Origin of the sequence: Kitasatospora sp. NPDC048239 (assembly GCF_043202015.1) — a bacterium.
In the GTDB taxonomy this organism is placed as follows: Bacteria; Actinomycetota; Actinomycetes; order Streptomycetales; family Streptomycetaceae; genus Kitasatospora.
On record NZ_JBICZP010000003.1, the window covers coordinates 312,246 to 329,005 of the forward strand.

Here is a 16,760-nt window from a genome sequence, read left to right on the forward strand (position 1 = left end):
CCGAAGATCTGCGGGGTTTCGCTGTGCGCGAGGGGGGAGTTGAACCCCCACGCCCTTTCGGGCACTGGAACCTGAATCCAGCGCGTCTGCCTATTCCGCCACCCGCGCATGGGTGTTTGTCGTAGATGCCAGCCGATCAACCGAACCACTCGCTACCATATGGCGTTCGCGGTTCTTCGATCCGGCCCCTTGCGGGTGCCCCTTCCGACGTGGAAAACAGTAGCACGACCTGCGGGTCACCTCCGAATCCGTTTCCCGGGGAGGCCGAACGCATCCGAACGGCTGCCCGACGAACAGGCGAGCGAGGGATGAGCGGCCCCGGGGACGGGTAGCCCTGGCATGCTGCCGCGGTCATGCGTCACCCTGTGTGTCCGAGCCCACCCCGGGCACCACACGGCCACGGGAACCGTACGGATGGCCCGGGCGTGGATACGATCAGTACGGAAGTACCGCAAGTAGGCGCGACCGGCTCCCCGGGATCCGGTCGGCAGGCAGGCGAACGAAACCCTGGAAGGGGGTGCCCCGTGGGAGTGCTGAAGAAGTTCGAGCAGCGACTCGAGGGTCTCGTCAACGGCACCTTCGCCAAGGTGTTCAAATCCGAGGTCCAGCCCGTGGAGATCGCCGGTGCGCTGCAGCGCGAGTGCGACAACAACGCGAGCATCTGGAACCGCGACCGCACCGTCGTGCCCAACGACTTCATCGTCGAGCTGAGCCCGCACGACCACGAGCGCCTGAGCCCCTACTCCGGCCAACTGGGCAGCGAGCTGGCCGGCATGGTCCGCGAGTACGCCGAGGCCCAGCGGTACAGCTTCATGGGCCCGCTCCAGGTGAACCTGGAGAAGGCCGACGACCTCGACACCGGTCTGTACCGGGTGCGCAGCCGCACCCTGGCGGCCGAGGAGCCCCAACAGCAGGCGCCCCAGCAGGCCCCGCCGGCCCCGCACCAGCCCACCCAGGGCGGCGGTTACGGCCGCCCGCCGGCCGCCCAGGCCCCCGGCGCACCGTGGCAGCAGCCGAACGCCGGCGCACCCTACGCGCCCCCGCCGCCGGCCGCGCCGCCCGCCGTGCCCCCCGGTCCGCCCGCCCCCGCCGGCGGCAACGTGCGCCCCTTCCCGGGCGCCGGCCACGGCACCTCCATGCGGCGCTGGATCGAGGTGAACGGCGCCCGCCACCAGATCACCGGGAACGCCTGCGTGCTCGGCCGCTCCACCGAGGCGGACGTGCGGATCGACGACCCCGGGGTCTCCCGCAAGCACGCCGAGATCCGGCCCGGCACCCCGTCGATGGTCCTCGACCTGGGGTCCACCAACGGCATCGTGGTGGACGGACAGCACACCCAGCGCGCTACGCTCCGCGACGGCTCGCGAATCGTCGTGGGCTCCACCACCATCGTCTACCGACAGGTCGAAGGGTAGTGTCCGATTTGTTCGCTCGCTTCGCTCACTCACGGGCGGGCCGGCCATGTCAGAACTGACCCTGACCGTCATGCGGCTGGGTTTCCTCGCCGTGCTGTGGCTGTTCGTCATCGTCGCGGTCCAGGTGATCCGCAGCGACCTGTTCGGGACCAGGGTGAACCCCCGGTCCTCCCGCCGCGGCGCTGCCGCGGCCGCCGCCGCCCCCGCACCCGCGGCCGGGCGCGCCCCGCAGCCGCAGGGCGCTCCGGCCACCCAGACCCAGGGCGGCGGGCGCCGCCGCGGCGCCCCCACCCAGCTGGTCGTGGTGCAGGGTTCACTGGCCGGTACCACCGTCGCGCTGCAGGGCCAGACCATCACCCTGGGCCGCGCGCACGACTCCACCATCGTGCTGGACGACGACTACGCGTCCTCCCGGCATGCCAGGATCTATCCGGATCAGACTGGGCAGTGGACGGTCGAGGATCTAGGCTCCACCAACGGCACCTATCTGGACCGGCAGCGCCTTACCGCGCCGACCCCGCTCCAGCCGGGCATGCCGATCCGTATCGGCAGGACCGTCATCGAACTGCGGAAGTAGTAGCGCATGAGGGACAGCATCCCGTCCATGACCCAGAGGGGGGCTCAGGTCGCATGACCCTGGTGCTGCGCTTCGCCGCCGGCTCCCACAAGGGACTGATCCGGGAGGGGAACGAGGACTCCGGCTATGCCGGGCCGCGGCTGCTGGCCGTGGCCGACGGCATGGGCGGCGCCGCGGCCGGCGAGGTCGCGTCCTCCGAGGTGCTCGGCTCGATCGTCCGCCTGGACGAGGACGTGCCGGGCGCCGACCTGCTGACCCTGCTCGGTGACGCCGTCCAGGGTGCCAACGACCGGCTGCGACAGATGGTCGAGGAGGACCCGCAGCTGGAGGGCATGGGCTGCACCCTCACCGCGATGCTCTGGACCGGGCAGCGGATGGGCCTGGTGCACGTCGGCGACTCCCGTGCGTACCTGCTGCGCGACGGCGCGCTGGTGCAGATCACCCAGGACCACACCTGGGTGCAGCGGCTGGTCGACGAGGGCCGGATCACGCCCGAGGAGGCCGAGACCCACCCGCAGCGCTCGCTGCTGATGCGGGCGCTGGACGGCCGCGGCCAGGTCGAGCCCGACCTGTCGATCCGCGAGGTCCGGGCCGGCGACCGCTATCTGATCTGCTCCGACGGCCTCTCCGGCCCGGTCAGCCACCAGACCCTCCAGGACACCCTCGGGAGCTACTACTCCCCCGAGCAGACCGTGCAGGAGCTGATCCAGCTCGCGCTGCGCGGCGGCGGTCCGGACAACATCACCTGCATCGTGGCGGACGTCATCGACGTCGGTGCCACGGACACCCTGAGCGGCCAGTACAACGACGTCCCGGTGGTGGTCGGCGCGGTCGCCGAGACCCCGCCGTCCTCGGCCGCCGCCGACCAGTCGATCCGCGACACCCCGGCCGGCCGGGCGGCCGGCCTCGGACGTGCCCCGCAGGGCGCCTTCGGCCCCCCCGAGGGCTACGAGGGCGGCTACCCGGGAGGCGCGCCGGGCGGCTTCGGCCCGGCCGAGGGCTACGACGGCTACGGCGCCGGCGAGCCGTCGGTGTACGGCACCGAGGAGTTCGACGACGAGGACCGGCCGAAGCGCAAGGGCAAGGCGCTGAAGCTCTCGATGGTGGCGCTGGTCACCCTGGGCCTGCTCGGCGGCGCCGGGTTCTTCGGCTACCAGTGGACCCAGGACCAGTACTACGTGGGCGTGGACGGCGACCACGTCGCGGTCTACCAGGGCATCAACCAGAGCCTGGCCGGCCTGAGCCTGTCCTCGGTGCACACCTCGTACAAGGACGTCGAACTCAAGTTCCTGCCGCAGGACCAGCGCACCCACGTCACCAACACCATCTCGGCCAGCAGCCTGGGCGACGCCGACGACAAGGTGAAGAAGCTCGGCGAGCAGGTCACGTTCTGCCGCAAGGTCTCCGACGCCAGGACGGCCGCGGCCAACCCGGCGGCGCCGGGTGGCCAGCCGGCGACCCAGCCCACCGTCGCGCCCGCCGGTGCGGTGACGCACGTCGGATTCCTCGCCGCCACCACGCCCAGCCCGGGCGCGAGCCTCCGGGGCCCGGCCGCGGCCGCGCCGACGGCCACCCCGACTCCGACCCCGACCGCCTCGCCGAGCACGGCCGCGCCCAGCCAGAGCGCCGCCGCCCCGGCCGCCGGTTCGCCGGGCGAGCTGCCGGGCCTGAGCGACGAGGAGCGGCAGCGGGCCGACTCCTGCCCCAAGCCGTGACGGCCGCGACCCGACATAGGGCCGCCCGTCGCGGGCCCGCCGGCCGTCAGGGAGCGGCCTCCACGTGAGCACCTTCGACCTGAGCAGCGGCCCGAACAGCCGGTCCGGCGACCAACCGCCCACCGGTGTACCCGCCGACCGCGCCTCCTCCCGGCGCCGGGGCAACACCACCATCTCCCCGCAGGGCACGCCGAACCGGCGCAACACCGAGCTGGCCATGCTGGCCTTCGCGGTGGTGCTGCCGGTCCTCGCGTACGCCAACGTGGGCCTCGCCATGGACGGCACGCTGCCGGCCGGCATGCTCGGCTACGGCCTCGGCATGGGGGCGCTCGCCCTGGTCGCCCACCTGCTGATGCGCCGCTTCGCGCCGTACGCGGACCCGCTGATGCTGCCGATCGCCACCCTGCTCAACGGGCTCGGCGTGGTGATGATCTGGCGGCTCGACAAGGCCGGGAAGCTCCTGCACAGCAACTACCCGGCGGCCGCCAACCAGTTGATGTGGTCGGCCCTCGGGGTCGCGTTCTTCATCGTGGTGATGGTCTTCCTGAAGGACCACCGGGTCCTCCAGCGCTACACGTACATCTCGATGGCGGCGGCCCTGGTGCTGCTCGCCGCGCCGGCCTTCTTCCCGGAGCGCAAGGAGGACCTCGGCGCCAAGATCTGGATCCGGATGGGCGCCTTCTCGATCCAGCCCGGCGAGTTCGCCAAGATCATCCTGACCGTCTTCTTCGCCGGCTACCTGATGGTGAAGCGCGACGCCCTGGCCCTGGCCAGCCGCCGCTTCATGGGCCTGTACCTGCCGCGCGGCCGCGACCTCGGTCCGATCATCGTGATCTGGCTGCTCAGCCTGCTGATCCTGATCTTCGAGAACGACCTCGGCTCGTCCTTCCTGTACTTCGGCCTCTTCGTGGTGATGCTGTACGTCGCCACCGAGCGCACCAGCTGGATCGTCTTCGGCCTGCTGATGTCGGTGGGCGGCGCCGTCGCGGTCGCCTCCACCGCCAGCCACGTCAAGGTCCGGATCAACGCCTGGCTCGACCCGATGGCCGCGTTCGCGCCCAAGCCACCGCTGGGCTCGACCGAGCAGATCGGCCAGTCGCTGATGGCGCTGGGCTCCGGCGGGGTGACCGGCTCCGGCCTCGGCCAGGGGCGCTCCTGGCTGATCGACTTCGCCGCCAAGAGCGACTTCATCCTCGGCTCCTTCGGCGAGGAGCTGGGCCTCACCGGCCTGATGGCGATCTTCATGCTCTACGCCCTGCTGATCCAGCGCGGCCTGCGCACCGCCGTCGCCGCCCGCGACCCGTTCGGCAAGCTCTTCGCCGTCGGCCTCTCCTCGGCGATGGCGCTGCAGGTCTTCGTGGTGGCCGGCGGCGTCACCGGCCTGATCCCGCTGACCGGTATGACCATGCCGTTCCTCGCCCAGGGCGGGTCCTCGGTGGTCGCCAACTGGGCCCTGGTCGCGATCCTGCTGAAGATCAGCGACAGTGCCCGCCGCCCGGGGGCGGAACCCGCTCCCGCCGCCGAGAACCAGGGGGGACAAGCCTCGTGAACAAGCCGATCCGCCGGGTCTCGATCTTCTGCCTCGTCCTGATCCTGGCCCTGATGGTGCGCACCAACTGGGTGCAGGGCGTCCAGGGCGAGGCCTGGGCCAACAACAAGAACAACAAGCGCCAGGTGTACGACCGGTACGCCCACCCGCGCGGCAACATCATCGTCGGCGGCCAGCCGGTCACCCAGTCCGACTTCGTGAACGGCCTGCGCTACAAGTACAAGCGCTCCTGGGTCGACGGCCCGATGTACGCGCCGGTCACCGGGTACTCCTCGCAGTCCTTCGGCAGCAGCCAGCTGGAGCAGCTGGAGGACGGCATCCTGTCCGGCAGCGACGACCGGCTGTTCTTCCGCAACACCCTGGACATGCTGACCGGGGAGCCGAAGAAGGGCGGCGACGTGGTCACCACGATCAACGCCAAGGCCCAGAAGGCCGCGTGGGACGGCCTCGGCAACAAGAAGGGCGCGGCGGTCGCGATCGACCCGCGCACCGGCGCGATCCTCGCGCTGGTCTCCACCCCGTCCTACGACCCCGGCACCTTCGCCGGCGGCGACTCGGCCGACTCCAAGGCCTGGACGGACCTCAACGCGGACCCGAACAAGCCGATGCTCAACCGCGCGCTGCGCGAGACGTACCCGCCCGGCTCGACCTTCAAGCTGGTCACCGCGACCGCCGCGTTCGAGAACGGCCTGTTCCAGAACATCGACGACGCCACCACCACCCCCGAGCCGTACATCCTGCCGAACACCACGACGCAGCTGAAGAACGAGAGCCCCAACGAGCGCTGCGAGAACGCCACGCTCAAGTCCGGCATGGACCAGTCCTGCAACACGGTCTACGGCAAGATCGGCGTCGACCTGGGCAAGGACAAGCTGCGGGCGCAGGCCGAGAAGTTCGGCTTCAACAGCGCCGTGGACACCCCGGTCCGCTCCGAGAAGAGCGTCTACCCGAGCAACTCGAGCCCGGACGGCACCGCGATGGACGCGATCGGCCAGCACGACACCCGGGCCACCCCGCTGCAGATGGCCATGGTCTCCGCCGCCATCGCCAACAACGGCTCGCTGATGCAGCCCTACCTGGTCGACCAGGAGCGCTCCGCCTCGCTGACCACCATCTCCAAGCACACCGAGAAGCAGTTCTCCCAGCCGATGAGCCCGGCCACCTCGGCGAAGCTGCAGGAGATGATGGTCTCGGTGGTCGAGAACGGCACCGGCAAGAACGCCAAGATCCCGGGCCTGACGGTCGGCGGCAAGACCGGTACCGCACAGCACGGCGAGGACAACGCCGGGCTCCCCTTCGCCTGGTTCACCTCCTGGGCCAAGACCGCCGACGGCCAGTCCGTCGCGGTGGCGGTCGTGGTCGAGGACGGCTCCAACAACCGTGACGGCATCAGCGGCGGCCGGCTGGCCGCTCCGATCGCCAAGGCGGTGATGCAGGCCGCGCTCGGCAAGTAGGAGCCCGGCCGTCTCGAGTGAGTGGAATGTCACGATCGGCACCCCCGTCCGGATACCGGTCTGATATCGGCCTACGGTCGACTCGGGTCCGACGTGGTGCGACCGGTAGCGTATCCGCAGCAGCGGGTGTACCCGTTGCCGCCCGCGAGGCGCCTCACGACCCGGTTCGCAGAACCATCCGGGGCCCGGACGGCGTCACTCAGAGCGTGCGGGGACACCTACGTCACAACCTCACCGGCGGGTGAGGGAGAGGGTCGGAACTATGGAAGAGCCTCGTCGCCTAGGCGGCAGGTACGAGCTCGGCGGCGTCCTCGGACGCGGCGGCATGGCCGAGGTGTACCTCGCCCATGACACCCGGCTCGGCCGTTCCGTCGCAGTGAAGACGCTCCGGGCCGACATGGCCCGGGATCCGTCGTTCCAGGCCCGCTTCCGCCGTGAGGCACAGTCCGCGGCGTCGCTGAACCACCCCGCCATCGTCGCCGTGTACGACACCGGCGAGGACTACATCGACGGCATCTCCATCCCGTACATCGTGATGGAGTACGTCGAGGGGTCCACCCTGCGCGAGCTGCTGCACTCCGGCCGCCGGCTGCTGCCGGAGCGCGCGCTGGAGATGACCATCGGCATCCTCCAGGCCCTGGAGTACTCGCACCGGGCCGGCATCGTGCACCGCGACATCAAGCCCGCGAACGTGATGCTGACCCGGCAGGGCAACGTCAAGGTCATGGACTTCGGCATCGCCCGCGCGATGGGCGACGCCGGGATGACCATGACGCAGACCTCCGCCGTCATCGGCACCGCCCAGTACCTCTCGCCGGAGCAGGCCAAGGGCGAGCAGGTCGACGCCCGCTCCGACCTCTACTCCACCGGCTGCCTGCTGTACGAGCTGCTGACCGTCCGGCCGCCGTTCGTCGGCGACTCCCCGGTCGCGGTGGCCTACCAGCACGTCCGGGAGGAGGCGCAGCCGCCGTCCGTCTTCGACCCCGAGGTGCGGCCCGAGGTCGACGCGATCGTGCTGAAGGCGCTCGCCAAGGACCGCGACTACCGCTACCAGAGCGCCGACGAGATGCGCGACGACATCGAGCGCTTCCTCGACGGCCTTCCGGTGGCCGCCGCCCAGCAGGCCGCCGCGTACGGCATGGGCGCCGCCGCCGGGTACGGCTACGACCAGAACGGCTACCCGCAGCACGACCCGTACGGCCAGACCAACATGCTGCCGCAGCAGCCCGGCGGCGGGCCGACCACGGTCCTGCCGCAGGCCTCCGCGCAGCCCGGCTACGGCCAGCAGGCCGGCTACCCGGACAACGGGTACGGCCAGACCTACCAGGGTGCCCCGGGCGGCGGCGGCAACGACGGATACGACGACGGCTACGGCCGGGGCGGCGGCCGGCGCGGCGAGGAGCCGCCGAAGAAGAGCAACACCTCCTGGATCGTGCTGGCCGTCGCGGCCGTGCTGGTCCTGGTCGGCACCTTCTTCGTGGCCCAGGCGATGTTCGGCGGCAAGGACCAGGGCAAGAAGGAGGCCGCCAAGGTCACCGCGCCCAACCTGGTCGGCAAGACCCTCGCCGAGGCCAAGAGCCTGGCCGCCGCGGCCGGTCCCAAGCTGGTGGTGACCGAGGGCGAGAAGATCGCCTGCCCGGACACCGCCGTCAAGAAGGACCAGGTCTGCACCCAGAACCCGGCGGCCGCCGGCCCGATCGCCGAGACCGCCACCATCACGGTGCAGCTCTCCTCCGGCCCGGCCAAGACGAGCGTGCCGAACGTGGTGGGCAAGACCAAGGAGGCGGCGACGAAGGCGCTCGCCGACGCGGGCTTCACCAACGTCGTCCCCGAGTACAAGGACGACGACAACGTCCCGGTGGAGCAGGTCATCTCCCAGGACCCGGCGGGCGGCGCCCCCGGCGACCCGACGGCCACGGTCAAGCTGACCGTCTCCCAGGGCAAGGCCAAGGTCGCGGTCCCCAACGTGCTCGGCCAGCAGAAGGAGGCCGCGCAGGCCGCGCTGGAGGGCGCCGGCTTCCAGGTCGACGCCTCGAAGACCACGCCGACCACCGACCCGACCAAGGTCAACACCGTCGCCTCGCAGTCGCTCCCGGCGAACAGCAAGGCCCCGACCAACTCGAAGGTCGTCCTGACCATCTTCAAGGCGCCGGACAAGGCCCAGGTCCCGCCGCTGCAGAACGTCCCGCTGAAGGACGCCATCAAGCAGCTGCAGGCGCTCGGTCTGGGCTACACCGTCATGGTGGGCCCGCAGGACCCGAACGCCATCGTGATGTCCTCGATGCCGGGGGCCGGCACCCAGGTCGACCCGAACACCTCGATCAGCCTGATCACCAAGGCGGCCGAGCCGACCAAAGGGCCCGATACCCCCACCAATCCCACACCCTCCAACACCAAAGGGGGGGACCACCCCTAAGCCCTGGTTCCCCTGGTTCTGAGGTGAACCCGAGGGCCCGTCGCAACCGGTGCACACCGGCCTGCGACGGGCCCCTCGGGCGTTCTCCGCGGCTTTCCCCGGCCCCGCCCCGGCCCTGGGCCCCGGTAGCCGCTCCACGGCCGCTCAGGGCGCCTTCCGGCCCTCCCCCGGGCCCGCGGGCGGGGACGGCCCCGGAGGGCCCGGGAGGTCAGCCGTGCCGCAGCTCGGACGGCGGGGTCCGCCGGGCGTCCACCGGGTCGGCCCGGACGAGGCTGCCCCAGACCGCCATCCGGTAGCGCGAGGTGTAGACCGGCGTACAGGTCGTCAGGGTGATGTACCGCCCGGGGGCCTGGTAGCCGGAGCCCTTCGGGACGGGCGCGACGATGCCGGTGTCGTACTTGGAGGTCTCCGGCAGGGTGCTGTCGACCCGGTAGACGTACCAGGTGTCCTTGGTCTCCACCACGACCGCGTCGCCCTTGTGGACGGCGTCGAGGTCGTGGAACTTCGCCCCGTGGCCGTCCCGGTGGGCGGCCAGCGCGAAGTTGCCGCTCGCGTCCCAGGGCATCGCGGCACGGTACGGCTGCTCGTACACCCCGGCGACGCCCTCGGCCAGGGTGGCGGTGTCGGTGCCCATCCGGATCAGCACCTGGAAGTCCCGGCCCATCGCCGGGACGTGCAGGAAGCCGACGGCCTCACCGGTCGCGAGGGGCGGGGGCACCGCGGTGGGCGAGGCGGGCGCGGGCGACCCGGCGGCGGGGGCGGGTACCGGGATCGGGATCGGGATCGGGGTCGGGACGGGAACGACCGGAGCGGTGTTGGGGCCGGCCGCCCAGGCGTCGCGCAGGCGGTCCGCGGCCTGGGCGGCGGAGCGGTCCGCCAGGACGTCCGTCCACCAGAGCGAGTAGGCGACGAACAGCCCGAGCACCAGGCCGAGGGTGATCAGCAGCTCGCCGAAGAGGCCGAGCGCGACCAGTGCCCGGCCCCGGCCCCGGCGGCGGGCGGGCGGGGGCGGCGGGAAGGCCTCCTCCGCCGGGTCGCCGGTCTGCGCACCACTCACCTGGGTCACCTGTTCTCCCCGTCTGCCTGGACGCCTCCACCGGACGGCGGGCGTCCCCGGTCGCCAGGACCGGTCCGGTCGATCTTGACGGATCGACCGGGCCGGGTCCACGACCCGGTCCGCGCACCGAGGCGCGGACCGGTTCTAGCCGACCGTGAGACCGGGCGGCTTGCCCTGGCTGCGCGGCCGCTCCTCGGTCATCTTGCCAAAGAGGATCAGCCGGGCCTTGGAGCTGAACTCCGGAGTGCAGGTGGTCAGGGTGATGTACCGGCCGGCCTGGTTGTACCCCGAGCCGCTGGGGACGGGCTTGATCACGCTGACGTTCGACGGCGGGGTCTCCGGGATCCCGCCGGTGATCTCGTAGGTGTAGTAGGCGGTCGCCGTCTCCACCACGATCTTGTCGCCCTTGGTCAGCTGGTTGATGTGCCGGAACGGCTCGCCGTGGGTGTTGCGGTGCGCGGCCAGCGCGAAGTTGCCCGCCTTGTCGGCCGGCATCCCGGTGCCGCTGTAGTGGCCCACCAGGCCCTTGTCGAGTACCGCCGGCTTGGAGGTGCCCTCGGCGATCGGGAACTTCAGGCCGAGCTTCGGCAGATGGATGATCGCGAAGCCCTTGCCCGGCTCGAACACCTCCGGCTTGGGCGGGCCGGGAGCGGGTGCGCCGGGCGCGGCGGCGGGCGCCGGCTGGGCCGCGTCGAACTGGTGCTCAAGCTGGTTGCGGGCGCCGTCGGCGGCGGCGTCGGCCTGCACGTTCGTCCACCAGAGCTGGTACGAGACGAAGAGCAGCATCACCAGGCCCAGCGTTATGCACAGCTCGCCGACCATCCGGGCGGCCACCACGAACAGCGACTCCTTGGGGCGTGCCGCGGCCCCGGCCGCGGCCCGGCCCCCCGCCCGCCGGCGCCCGTTGCCGGAGCGCACCGCCATCCGCCCCTGCGCGGCGCGGCGGCGCTCGGCCCGCCCGCCGGTCGGCTGCGCGTCCTCGCGCAGCTGCGGCAGGCGCAGCTGAAGCGTCTGGTCGGCCAGCCAGGGGTACTCGGGCGGCTGCGGGTCGGCCGGCCCGGGCGGCGCGGCCGGGTCGTAGACGCCCCAGCCGTCCTCGGCCGTGCCGCTCTCCGCGGAGTGGCCCGGCTGCCCCGGGTACGGCTGGTAGTGCTGCCCGCCGTACGGCGCGGCGGGCTGCCCGCCCCGTCCGTACGGATCGCCCCCGTACTGGTCCGCCCCCGGCTGGTAACGCCCCTCCGGACGCACCGCGGTCACGTGCTCAGCCCCGACCGATCACCGGGGCGAGCCCCGCCGAACGGCCCACCGCGTGCGGATCGCCGCACTCGGCCAGCCAGTTGGCGAGCATCCGGTGCCCGCCCTCGGTGAGCACCGACTCCGGGTGGAACTGCACGCCCTCCACCAGCAGCTCCCGGTGGCGCAGGCCCATGATCACGCCGCTCTCGGTGCGGGCGGTGACCACCAGCTCCTGCGGCACGGTGGCCGGCTCGACCGCCAGCGAGTGGTACCTGGTCGCGGTGAGCGGCGAGGGCAGGCCCTCGAACACCCCGCCGTCCTCGTGCTCGACCAGCGAGGTCTTGCCGTGCAGCAGTTCCGGCGCACGGCCGACCACCGCGCCGTACGCCACCGCGATCGACTGCAGGCCGAGGCAGACGCCGAACACCGGCAGCCCGATCCGCGCGCAGTGGTGCACCATCTCGATGCAGACCCCGGCCTCCTCCGGCGCGCCCGGCCCGGGCGACAGCAGCACCCCGTCGAAGCCGGCCCCGCCGTCGCGGCGCACCGCGTGATCGACCGTCACCTCGTCGTTGCGCACCACCTCGCAGGTGGCGCCGAGCTGGTAGAGGTACTGGACCAGGTTGAAGACGAAGCTGTCGTAGTTGTCGACGACCAGGATGCGGGGCGGCGAGGTCAGCTGGGTGGTCATTCGGACGCTATCTCCGTGGGATGCGGGGACGGGGAGGAGGAGCAGGGCCGCCGGGTCAGCCGGCGGCGCCGTCACCGCCGTCCACTGTGACGTCGCCGAAGGGCAGTAGCGGTTCCGCCCACGGGAAGACGTAGGTGAACAGGAGGTAGACCACCCCCAGGACGAGGAGCAGCGAGATGACGGCCCGGACCAGGGAGTTCCCCGGAAGATGGCGCCAGATCCAGCCGTACATGGTGCTCCCTCGACGTAACGGACTGGGGTCAAGAGTAGACCCGTGATCCGGGCCCGGGCGGCGGGCCGCCGCTACTGCCCGCCGGCCGAGCGCAGGTCCGCCGTGCCGGAGTAGCCGGGCACCGTCAGCTCGCCGCTCTCCTGGACCTTCCAGCCCAGCCCGTAGGCCTGCACGTACTTGAGGTAGGTGCGGATCGTCGGGTCGCCGTCCACCGCCGCCCGCAGCGCGTCCGTGCGGCCCACCGCCTTGACCACGTAGGGCGGCGAGTAGACCCGGCCCTGCAGCAGCAGGGTGTTGCCGACGCAGCGGACGGCGCTGGTGGAGATCAGCCGCTGGTCCATCACCTGGACGCCCTCGGCGCCGCCCCGCCAGAGCGCGTTGACCACCGCCTGGATGTCCTGCTGGTGGATGACGAGGTCGTTCACGCCCGGCTCGGGCACCCCGGGGATGCGCGCGGTCGCGTTCGGCGGGGCGTCGTTCAGGGTGACGGTCAGACCGGGTCCCTGCAGCGGCTCCAGCGCCGCGGCCTGCTGGAGGGCGTCGAGCCGGGCGGCGTCCGCCGGGCTCTGGCCCTGCTGCTCGGTGAGCTGCTGGGAGTGCGCCTGGAGGTCGGCGAGCTGCGCCTGGGCCTGCTGGTTCTGCGAGCTGCGCTGGCGTATCACGTCGCCGAGGCTCAGCAGGGAGTTGTCGGTGCGCAGGTCGGTGCCGCGGGCGGTCTGCGCGCTGATGTAGAAGAGCAGTCCGGCCAGCGCGAAGACGGCGCAGGTCAGGGCACGGCCGACAATTCGGGTGCCGGAGGCACGGGTGCGGGCGGGCTGAGGGGGAATCGACAAATTAGGCACCGTACCCTTATCTACTTCAGACCCGCCGAGCCACTACGCTAACGGACGCCGGTGGCATGTGTGGGATCGGTCCCCATTGCTTTCCGGCACAGCCATCAATACTGCCGCCTCACCCCCCGCTGCACCCTGCGCGGTCTCACAGCGCATCGACAGGAGAGCTCCTCGTGCCGAAGTCTCGACTCCGCAAGAAGTCCGACTACACCCCGCCGACGACGGCCGTGGTGAAGATCAGCTCGGGCCGCAGCTGGGTGGCCCCCCTGATGCTGGCGCTGTTCCTGGTCGGCCTGGTGTGGATCGTCACCTATTACGTGACCAGTGGCAGCTGGCCGGTCGAGAGCTGGCGGAACTGGAACATCCTGGTGGGCTTCGGCTTCATCGCCGCGGGGTTCGGCGTCTCCACCCAGTGGAAGTAGCTCCGGGCGCAGCAGCCCCGGAGCGCACCGTGCCGTCGAGTACGCCGAGCACGCCGAGCGCCTGAACGCACCGGACATCCGAGCGCGTCCGCACCGCCCCGGCCCGACCGCCGGGGCGGTGCGCCATGCTGTCCGGGCCCGGGTTCCACGGCGGTGAGGGTGTGGACCCGGCTGCGGTCGGATCGTCCGCCCATCTCGTTATCGCGTTTATCCACATGGTTATCCACACTGGGGAAAAGTCCCCACAGCCTGTGGATAACTTGGAGTGGGCGCGCTTTCCAGATCCCCGCACGCGCTCCCCCGAATGCCGAATACGCACAGCAGGACACGCGTAGAACAATCGTCCACACCGGGTCGGGCACACCGGCTGTGCACAACTCCCCACCCGCTGTGGACAAACGCGCGGGTCGCGTCACCCGCCGTAGCGGGCCGTTCCGACCAGCACCATCACCAGCACCACGGCCAGCATCCCGAGCAGGGTCAGCCCCTGGACGGCCTTCCGGTGCTCGCGCGGGGCGTACATCAGCCCGATCGCGGTCAGCGTCCCGGCGACCAGTCCGCCCATGTGCGCACGCCAGTCGATCCCGGGCACCGAGAACGTGACGATCAGGTTGAACACCAGCAGCGCGACCACCGGGCCCAGTGGCGTCCTGGTCCGCCGGTACATCACGGCGGTGGCGCCGAAGACCCCGAACACGGCCCCGGAGGCCCCCAGCGAGTTCATGAAGCCGCCGGCCACCAGGAAGGCGAAGGCGCTCCCGGCCAGGCCGGAGAGCAGGTAGAGCGCGAGGTAGCGCAGCCGCCCGAGGGCCGCCTCCAGCGGCGGGCCCATCACCCAGAGCACCACCATGTTGGTGGCGACGTGCCACGGCGCGGTGTGCAGGAAGGCCGCGGTCAGCAGCCGGTACCACTGGTCGGGACCGGCCGCGACACCGTACGGGAAGCCGGTGATCTGCGGGCCGACGCTGAAGAGCGAGAGGTCCTCGGCCAGCCACGGGGTGAGCACGTAGGCGGCCAGGACGAAGACCACCAGGTTGATCCCGACCAGGATCCTGGTGACCAGCCCGCCGTCGGCGGTGAGCTGCCCGCCGAACCGGGTGGTCGCCCGCCGCACCTCGCGGTGGCCGCCGGCGACGCACTCCGGGCAGTGGAAGCCCACCGAGGCGCTCACCATGCACTGCGGGCAGATCGGCCGTCCGCACCGGCTGCAGCCGATGCCGGTCTCCTGGTCCGGGTGCCGGTAGCAGCCGGGCAGCCCTGAACCGCCGTCGGCCCGCGGAGGGCGGTCGGCCGGAGGCCTGGGCTCGTCCGGGAGCATCAGCGGGTTCCCCTTCTCGTACGCGATCCCGGCGGCGCCCCGCCGAACGGAGTACCACCGGGATCGTCAGCGTACTGCGGCCGGATCAGGCGCGGGTGATCTCCACCGACTCGATCCGGATCTCGTCCAGCGGGCGGTCCTGGCCGCCGGTCGGGGCCGAGGCTATGGCGTCCACGACCTTGCGGCCGGCCTCGTCGGCGACCTCGCCGAAGATGCTGTGCTTGCGGTTCAGCCAGTCGGTCGGCACCACGGTGACGAAGAACTGCGAGCCGTTGGTGCCCGGGCCCGAGTTGGCCATCGCCAGCAGGTACGGGCGGTTGAAGGACAGCTCCGGGTGGAACTCGTCGGCGAACTTGTAGCCCGGGCCGCCGACACCGACGCCCAGCGGGTCGCCGCCCTGGATCATGAAGCCGGAGATCACGCGGTGGAAGATCGTGCCGTCGTAGAGCGGGCTCTTCGAGACGGCGCCGGTGCCCGGGTGGGTCCACTCCTTGCTGCCCTCGGCGAGCTCCACGAAGTTGGCCACCGTCTTCGGGGCGTGGTTCGGGAACAGCTTGATCTTGATGTCGCCCTTGTTGGTCTTGAGGGTGGCGAACAGTTCCTCGGCCACTGGACTGCCTTCCTGTCTACGTCAGTAACAGCGGGAATCATCCCACGCCCCCTGTGGCCCACCCCGGCCGCCGTCCTCCCCTGCGGACTCCCCGCCGTCCTGCCCCGCTACCGCGCGTGGCCCACTCCGGAGTGCCGGTGGGCGAATCAGGATGCATGATCAGCATTCAGGTGGATATGTGCATATAGGACGCCACCGAGGAGGAGAGACTCGTGACCCGTTTGGACTCAGCTCGTGAGACGGCCGGAAAGACCCGGGACACCCTCGCGCCCTACGCCGCCACCGCCAAGGACACCGCGGTGCACCTCGCGGACGGCGCGAAGCAACGACTGGGCCCCGCCCTGGACTCGATCGGCCCGAAGGCCGCCCAGGCCGCCCACGGCGTGCGCGTCCAGTACGACCGGCGCGTCGCCCCGCAGCTCGGTCACGCCTTCGCCAGCCTGCCGCCCGACGCCCAGGAGAACGCCCTCAAGGCGCTGCACCGCACCCAGGAGGCCGCACTGGCCGCCCGCCACTCCGCGGCCCGCGCCGCCGACCAGGCGCGGGCCACCGTCGGCCCGCGGGTCACCTACGTGGTCGACGGGGCCCGCGCGACCGTCGTCCCCGCCGCCCAGGAGGCCCAGATCCGCGGCGCGGCCGCACTGACCGCCCTGCACGGCCACGTCACCTCCGCGGAGATCGGCGACCTCGCCGCCAGGAACCGCCGCAGGGAGCAGCGCAACGGCTGGGCCACCGGCCTCGCCGTGGCGGGCGCCCTGGCGATCGGCGGCGGCATCCTGATCTGGCAGTGGTGGCGCCACCAGGGCGACCCCGAGTGGCTGGTCGAGCCGTCGTCCGCCCTCGACCCGGAGAACGGCTCGCAGAACGCCCCTGCGAGCGGCTCGGTCGGCCCTTCGGCGGCCCCGACCGGCGGCGCGCACGCCGCGAGCGCCGACACCCCCGCGGACGCCCCGGTGAACGGCTCGGCCGCCGCCTCGGCCCAGGGCGGCGCCCCCGGGCCCGACCCCGCACCCGGCACGCCCGGCTCCGACGACGAGCACCCCAAGCCGCACGACCCCCGCAAACCGCACTGACCGGCCATCCGGACAGCCCGGACAGCCCGGACAGCAGAACGGCCGGGGGGCCCGGGGGGGGGGGCCGCCGCCCCGTGCGCGGCCGGTAAAAATTGTGGGTATGTGTCAACTAAAACACGGCTAATCAGTTGAAAATCCCCCCACCTGCCACAAAAAAAAAAA

15 protein-coding genes and 1 tRNA gene are annotated in these 16,760 nt (G+C 71.7%); 8 read left to right on the plus strand and 8 right to left on the minus strand.

Features of this window, described 5'->3' with window-relative positions; all coding sequences use genetic code 11:
• Positions 1–24 precede the first annotated feature (24 nt).
• Positions 25–108 (minus strand) — tRNA-Leu (locus ACGFZP_RS09200).
• A 416-nt stretch (positions 109–524) separates the two neighbouring features.
• Between ACGFZP_RS09200 and ACGFZP_RS09205 the strand changes: the two genes are divergently transcribed.
• The 6 genes from ACGFZP_RS09205 to pknB all read left to right on the plus strand — a co-directional run bounded on the left by ACGFZP_RS09205 (position 525) and on the right by pknB (position 9,126).
• A complete protein-coding gene (locus ACGFZP_RS09205) occupies positions 525–1,415 on the plus strand; it encodes an FhaA domain-containing protein (RefSeq protein WP_392930237.1) in 891 nt (296 codons plus the stop codon).
• Between the two features lie 46 nt (positions 1,416–1,461).
• Positions 1,462–1,992 (plus strand): FHA domain-containing protein, encoded by a 531-nt coding sequence (locus ACGFZP_RS09210; protein WP_392930240.1) that lies wholly within the window; start codon positions 1,462–1,464, stop codon positions 1,990–1,992.
• 53 nt (positions 1,993–2,045) lie between these two features.
• Positions 2,046–3,707 carry a PP2C family protein-serine/threonine phosphatase gene (locus ACGFZP_RS09215; RefSeq protein WP_392930242.1) on the plus strand — a complete coding sequence of 554 codons (1,662 nt, stop codon included), beginning with the start codon at positions 2,046–2,048 and terminating at the stop codon, positions 3,705–3,707.
• 172 nt (positions 3,708–3,879) lie between these two features.
• On the plus strand, positions 3,880–5,256 hold the full coding sequence (locus ACGFZP_RS09220) for an FtsW/RodA/SpoVE family cell cycle protein (protein ID WP_392931015.1): 1,377 nt from the start codon (positions 3,880–3,882) through the stop codon (positions 5,254–5,256).
• Positions 5,253–6,710, plus strand: a complete 1,458-nt coding sequence (locus ACGFZP_RS09225; protein ID WP_392930245.1) for a peptidoglycan D,D-transpeptidase FtsI family protein — start codon at positions 5,253–5,255, stop codon at positions 6,708–6,710. The genes ACGFZP_RS09220 and ACGFZP_RS09225 overlap by 4 nt, the downstream gene beginning before the upstream one ends.
• A gap of 262 nt (positions 6,711–6,972) precedes the next feature.
• Positions 6,973–9,126 carry a Stk1 family PASTA domain-containing Ser/Thr kinase gene (gene pknB, locus ACGFZP_RS09230; RefSeq protein ID WP_392930248.1) on the plus strand — a complete coding sequence of 718 codons (2,154 nt, stop codon included), beginning with the start codon at positions 6,973–6,975 and terminating at the stop codon, positions 9,124–9,126.
• Between the two features lie 208 nt (positions 9,127–9,334).
• On the opposite strand, the gene ACGFZP_RS09235 is transcribed toward pknB, so the two are convergent.
• The 5 genes from ACGFZP_RS09235 to ACGFZP_RS09255 all read right to left on the minus strand — a co-directional run bounded on the left by ACGFZP_RS09235 (position 9,335) and on the right by ACGFZP_RS09255 (position 13,175).
• Positions 9,335–10,192, minus strand: coding sequence for a class E sortase (locus ACGFZP_RS09235; protein WP_392930251.1), 858 nt, complete (start codon positions 10,190–10,192; stop codon positions 9,335–9,337).
• Positions 10,193–10,327: 135 nt separating this feature from the next.
• Complete coding sequence (locus tag ACGFZP_RS09240) at positions 10,328–11,440, minus strand: class E sortase (protein WP_392930253.1); 1,113 nt, start codon at positions 11,438–11,440, stop codon at positions 10,328–10,330.
• A gap of 4 nt (positions 11,441–11,444) precedes the next feature.
• Positions 11,445–12,110, minus strand: coding sequence for an aminodeoxychorismate/anthranilate synthase component II (locus ACGFZP_RS09245; RefSeq protein ID WP_392930256.1), 666 nt, complete (start codon positions 12,108–12,110; stop codon positions 11,445–11,447).
• 55 nt (positions 12,111–12,165) lie between these two features.
• Positions 12,166–12,342: a hypothetical protein gene (locus ACGFZP_RS09250; RefSeq protein WP_392930258.1), complete on the minus strand. Its 177-nt coding sequence runs from the start codon at positions 12,340–12,342 to the stop codon at positions 12,166–12,168.
• Positions 12,343–12,413: 71 nt separating this feature from the next.
• On the minus strand, positions 12,414–13,175 hold the full coding sequence (locus ACGFZP_RS09255; RefSeq protein ID WP_392930260.1) for a DUF881 domain-containing protein: 762 nt from the start codon (positions 13,173–13,175) through the stop codon (positions 12,414–12,416).
• Between the two features lie 173 nt (positions 13,176–13,348).
• On the opposite strand from ACGFZP_RS09255, the gene crgA reads away from it, so the two are divergent.
• Complete coding sequence (gene crgA / locus ACGFZP_RS09260) at positions 13,349–13,597, plus strand: cell division protein CrgA (RefSeq protein WP_392930261.1); 249 nt, start codon at positions 13,349–13,351, stop codon at positions 13,595–13,597.
• A 412-nt stretch (positions 13,598–14,009) separates the two neighbouring features.
• Here the strand turns inward: crgA and ACGFZP_RS09265 are convergent, their stop codons facing one another.
• A complete protein-coding gene (locus ACGFZP_RS09265) occupies positions 14,010–14,915 on the minus strand; it encodes a rhomboid family intramembrane serine protease (protein ID WP_392930262.1) in 906 nt (301 codons plus the stop codon).
• Positions 14,916–15,000: 85 nt separating this feature from the next.
• Positions 15,001–15,525: a peptidylprolyl isomerase gene (locus ACGFZP_RS09270; protein ID WP_392930265.1), complete on the minus strand. Its 525-nt coding sequence runs from the start codon at positions 15,523–15,525 to the stop codon at positions 15,001–15,003.
• 212 nt (positions 15,526–15,737) lie between these two features.
• Between ACGFZP_RS09270 and ACGFZP_RS09275 the strand changes: the two genes are divergently transcribed.
• Positions 15,738–16,598: a DUF5324 family protein gene (locus ACGFZP_RS09275; RefSeq protein ID WP_392930266.1), complete on the plus strand. Its 861-nt coding sequence runs from the start codon at positions 15,738–15,740 to the stop codon at positions 16,596–16,598.
• Positions 16,599–16,760 lie beyond the last annotated feature (162 nt).

Bases quoted from the DNA above. Each gene is read 5' to 3' on its own strand.
- ACGFZP_RS09210 (WP_392930240.1), top strand. From the start codon at position 1,462: ATGTCAGAACTGACCCTGACCGTCATGCGGCTGGGTTTCCTCGCCGTG.
- ACGFZP_RS09215 (WP_392930242.1), top strand. From the start codon at position 2,046: ATGACCCTGGTGCTGCGCTTCGCCGCCGGCTCCCACAAGGGACTGATC.
- pknB (WP_392930248.1), top strand. From the start codon at position 6,973: ATGGAAGAGCCTCGTCGCCTAGGCGGCAGGTACGAGCTCGGCGGCGTC.
- ACGFZP_RS09245 (WP_392930256.1), bottom strand. From the start codon at position 12,110: ATGACCACCCAGCTGACCTCGCCGCCCCGCATCCTGGTCGTCGACAAC.
- ACGFZP_RS09250 (WP_392930258.1), bottom strand. From the start codon at position 12,342: ATGTACGGCTGGATCTGGCGCCATCTTCCGGGGAACTCCCTGGTCCGG.
- ACGFZP_RS09265 (WP_392930262.1), bottom strand. From the start codon at position 14,915: ATGCTCCCGGACGAGCCCAGGCCTCCGGCCGACCGCCCTCCGCGGGCC.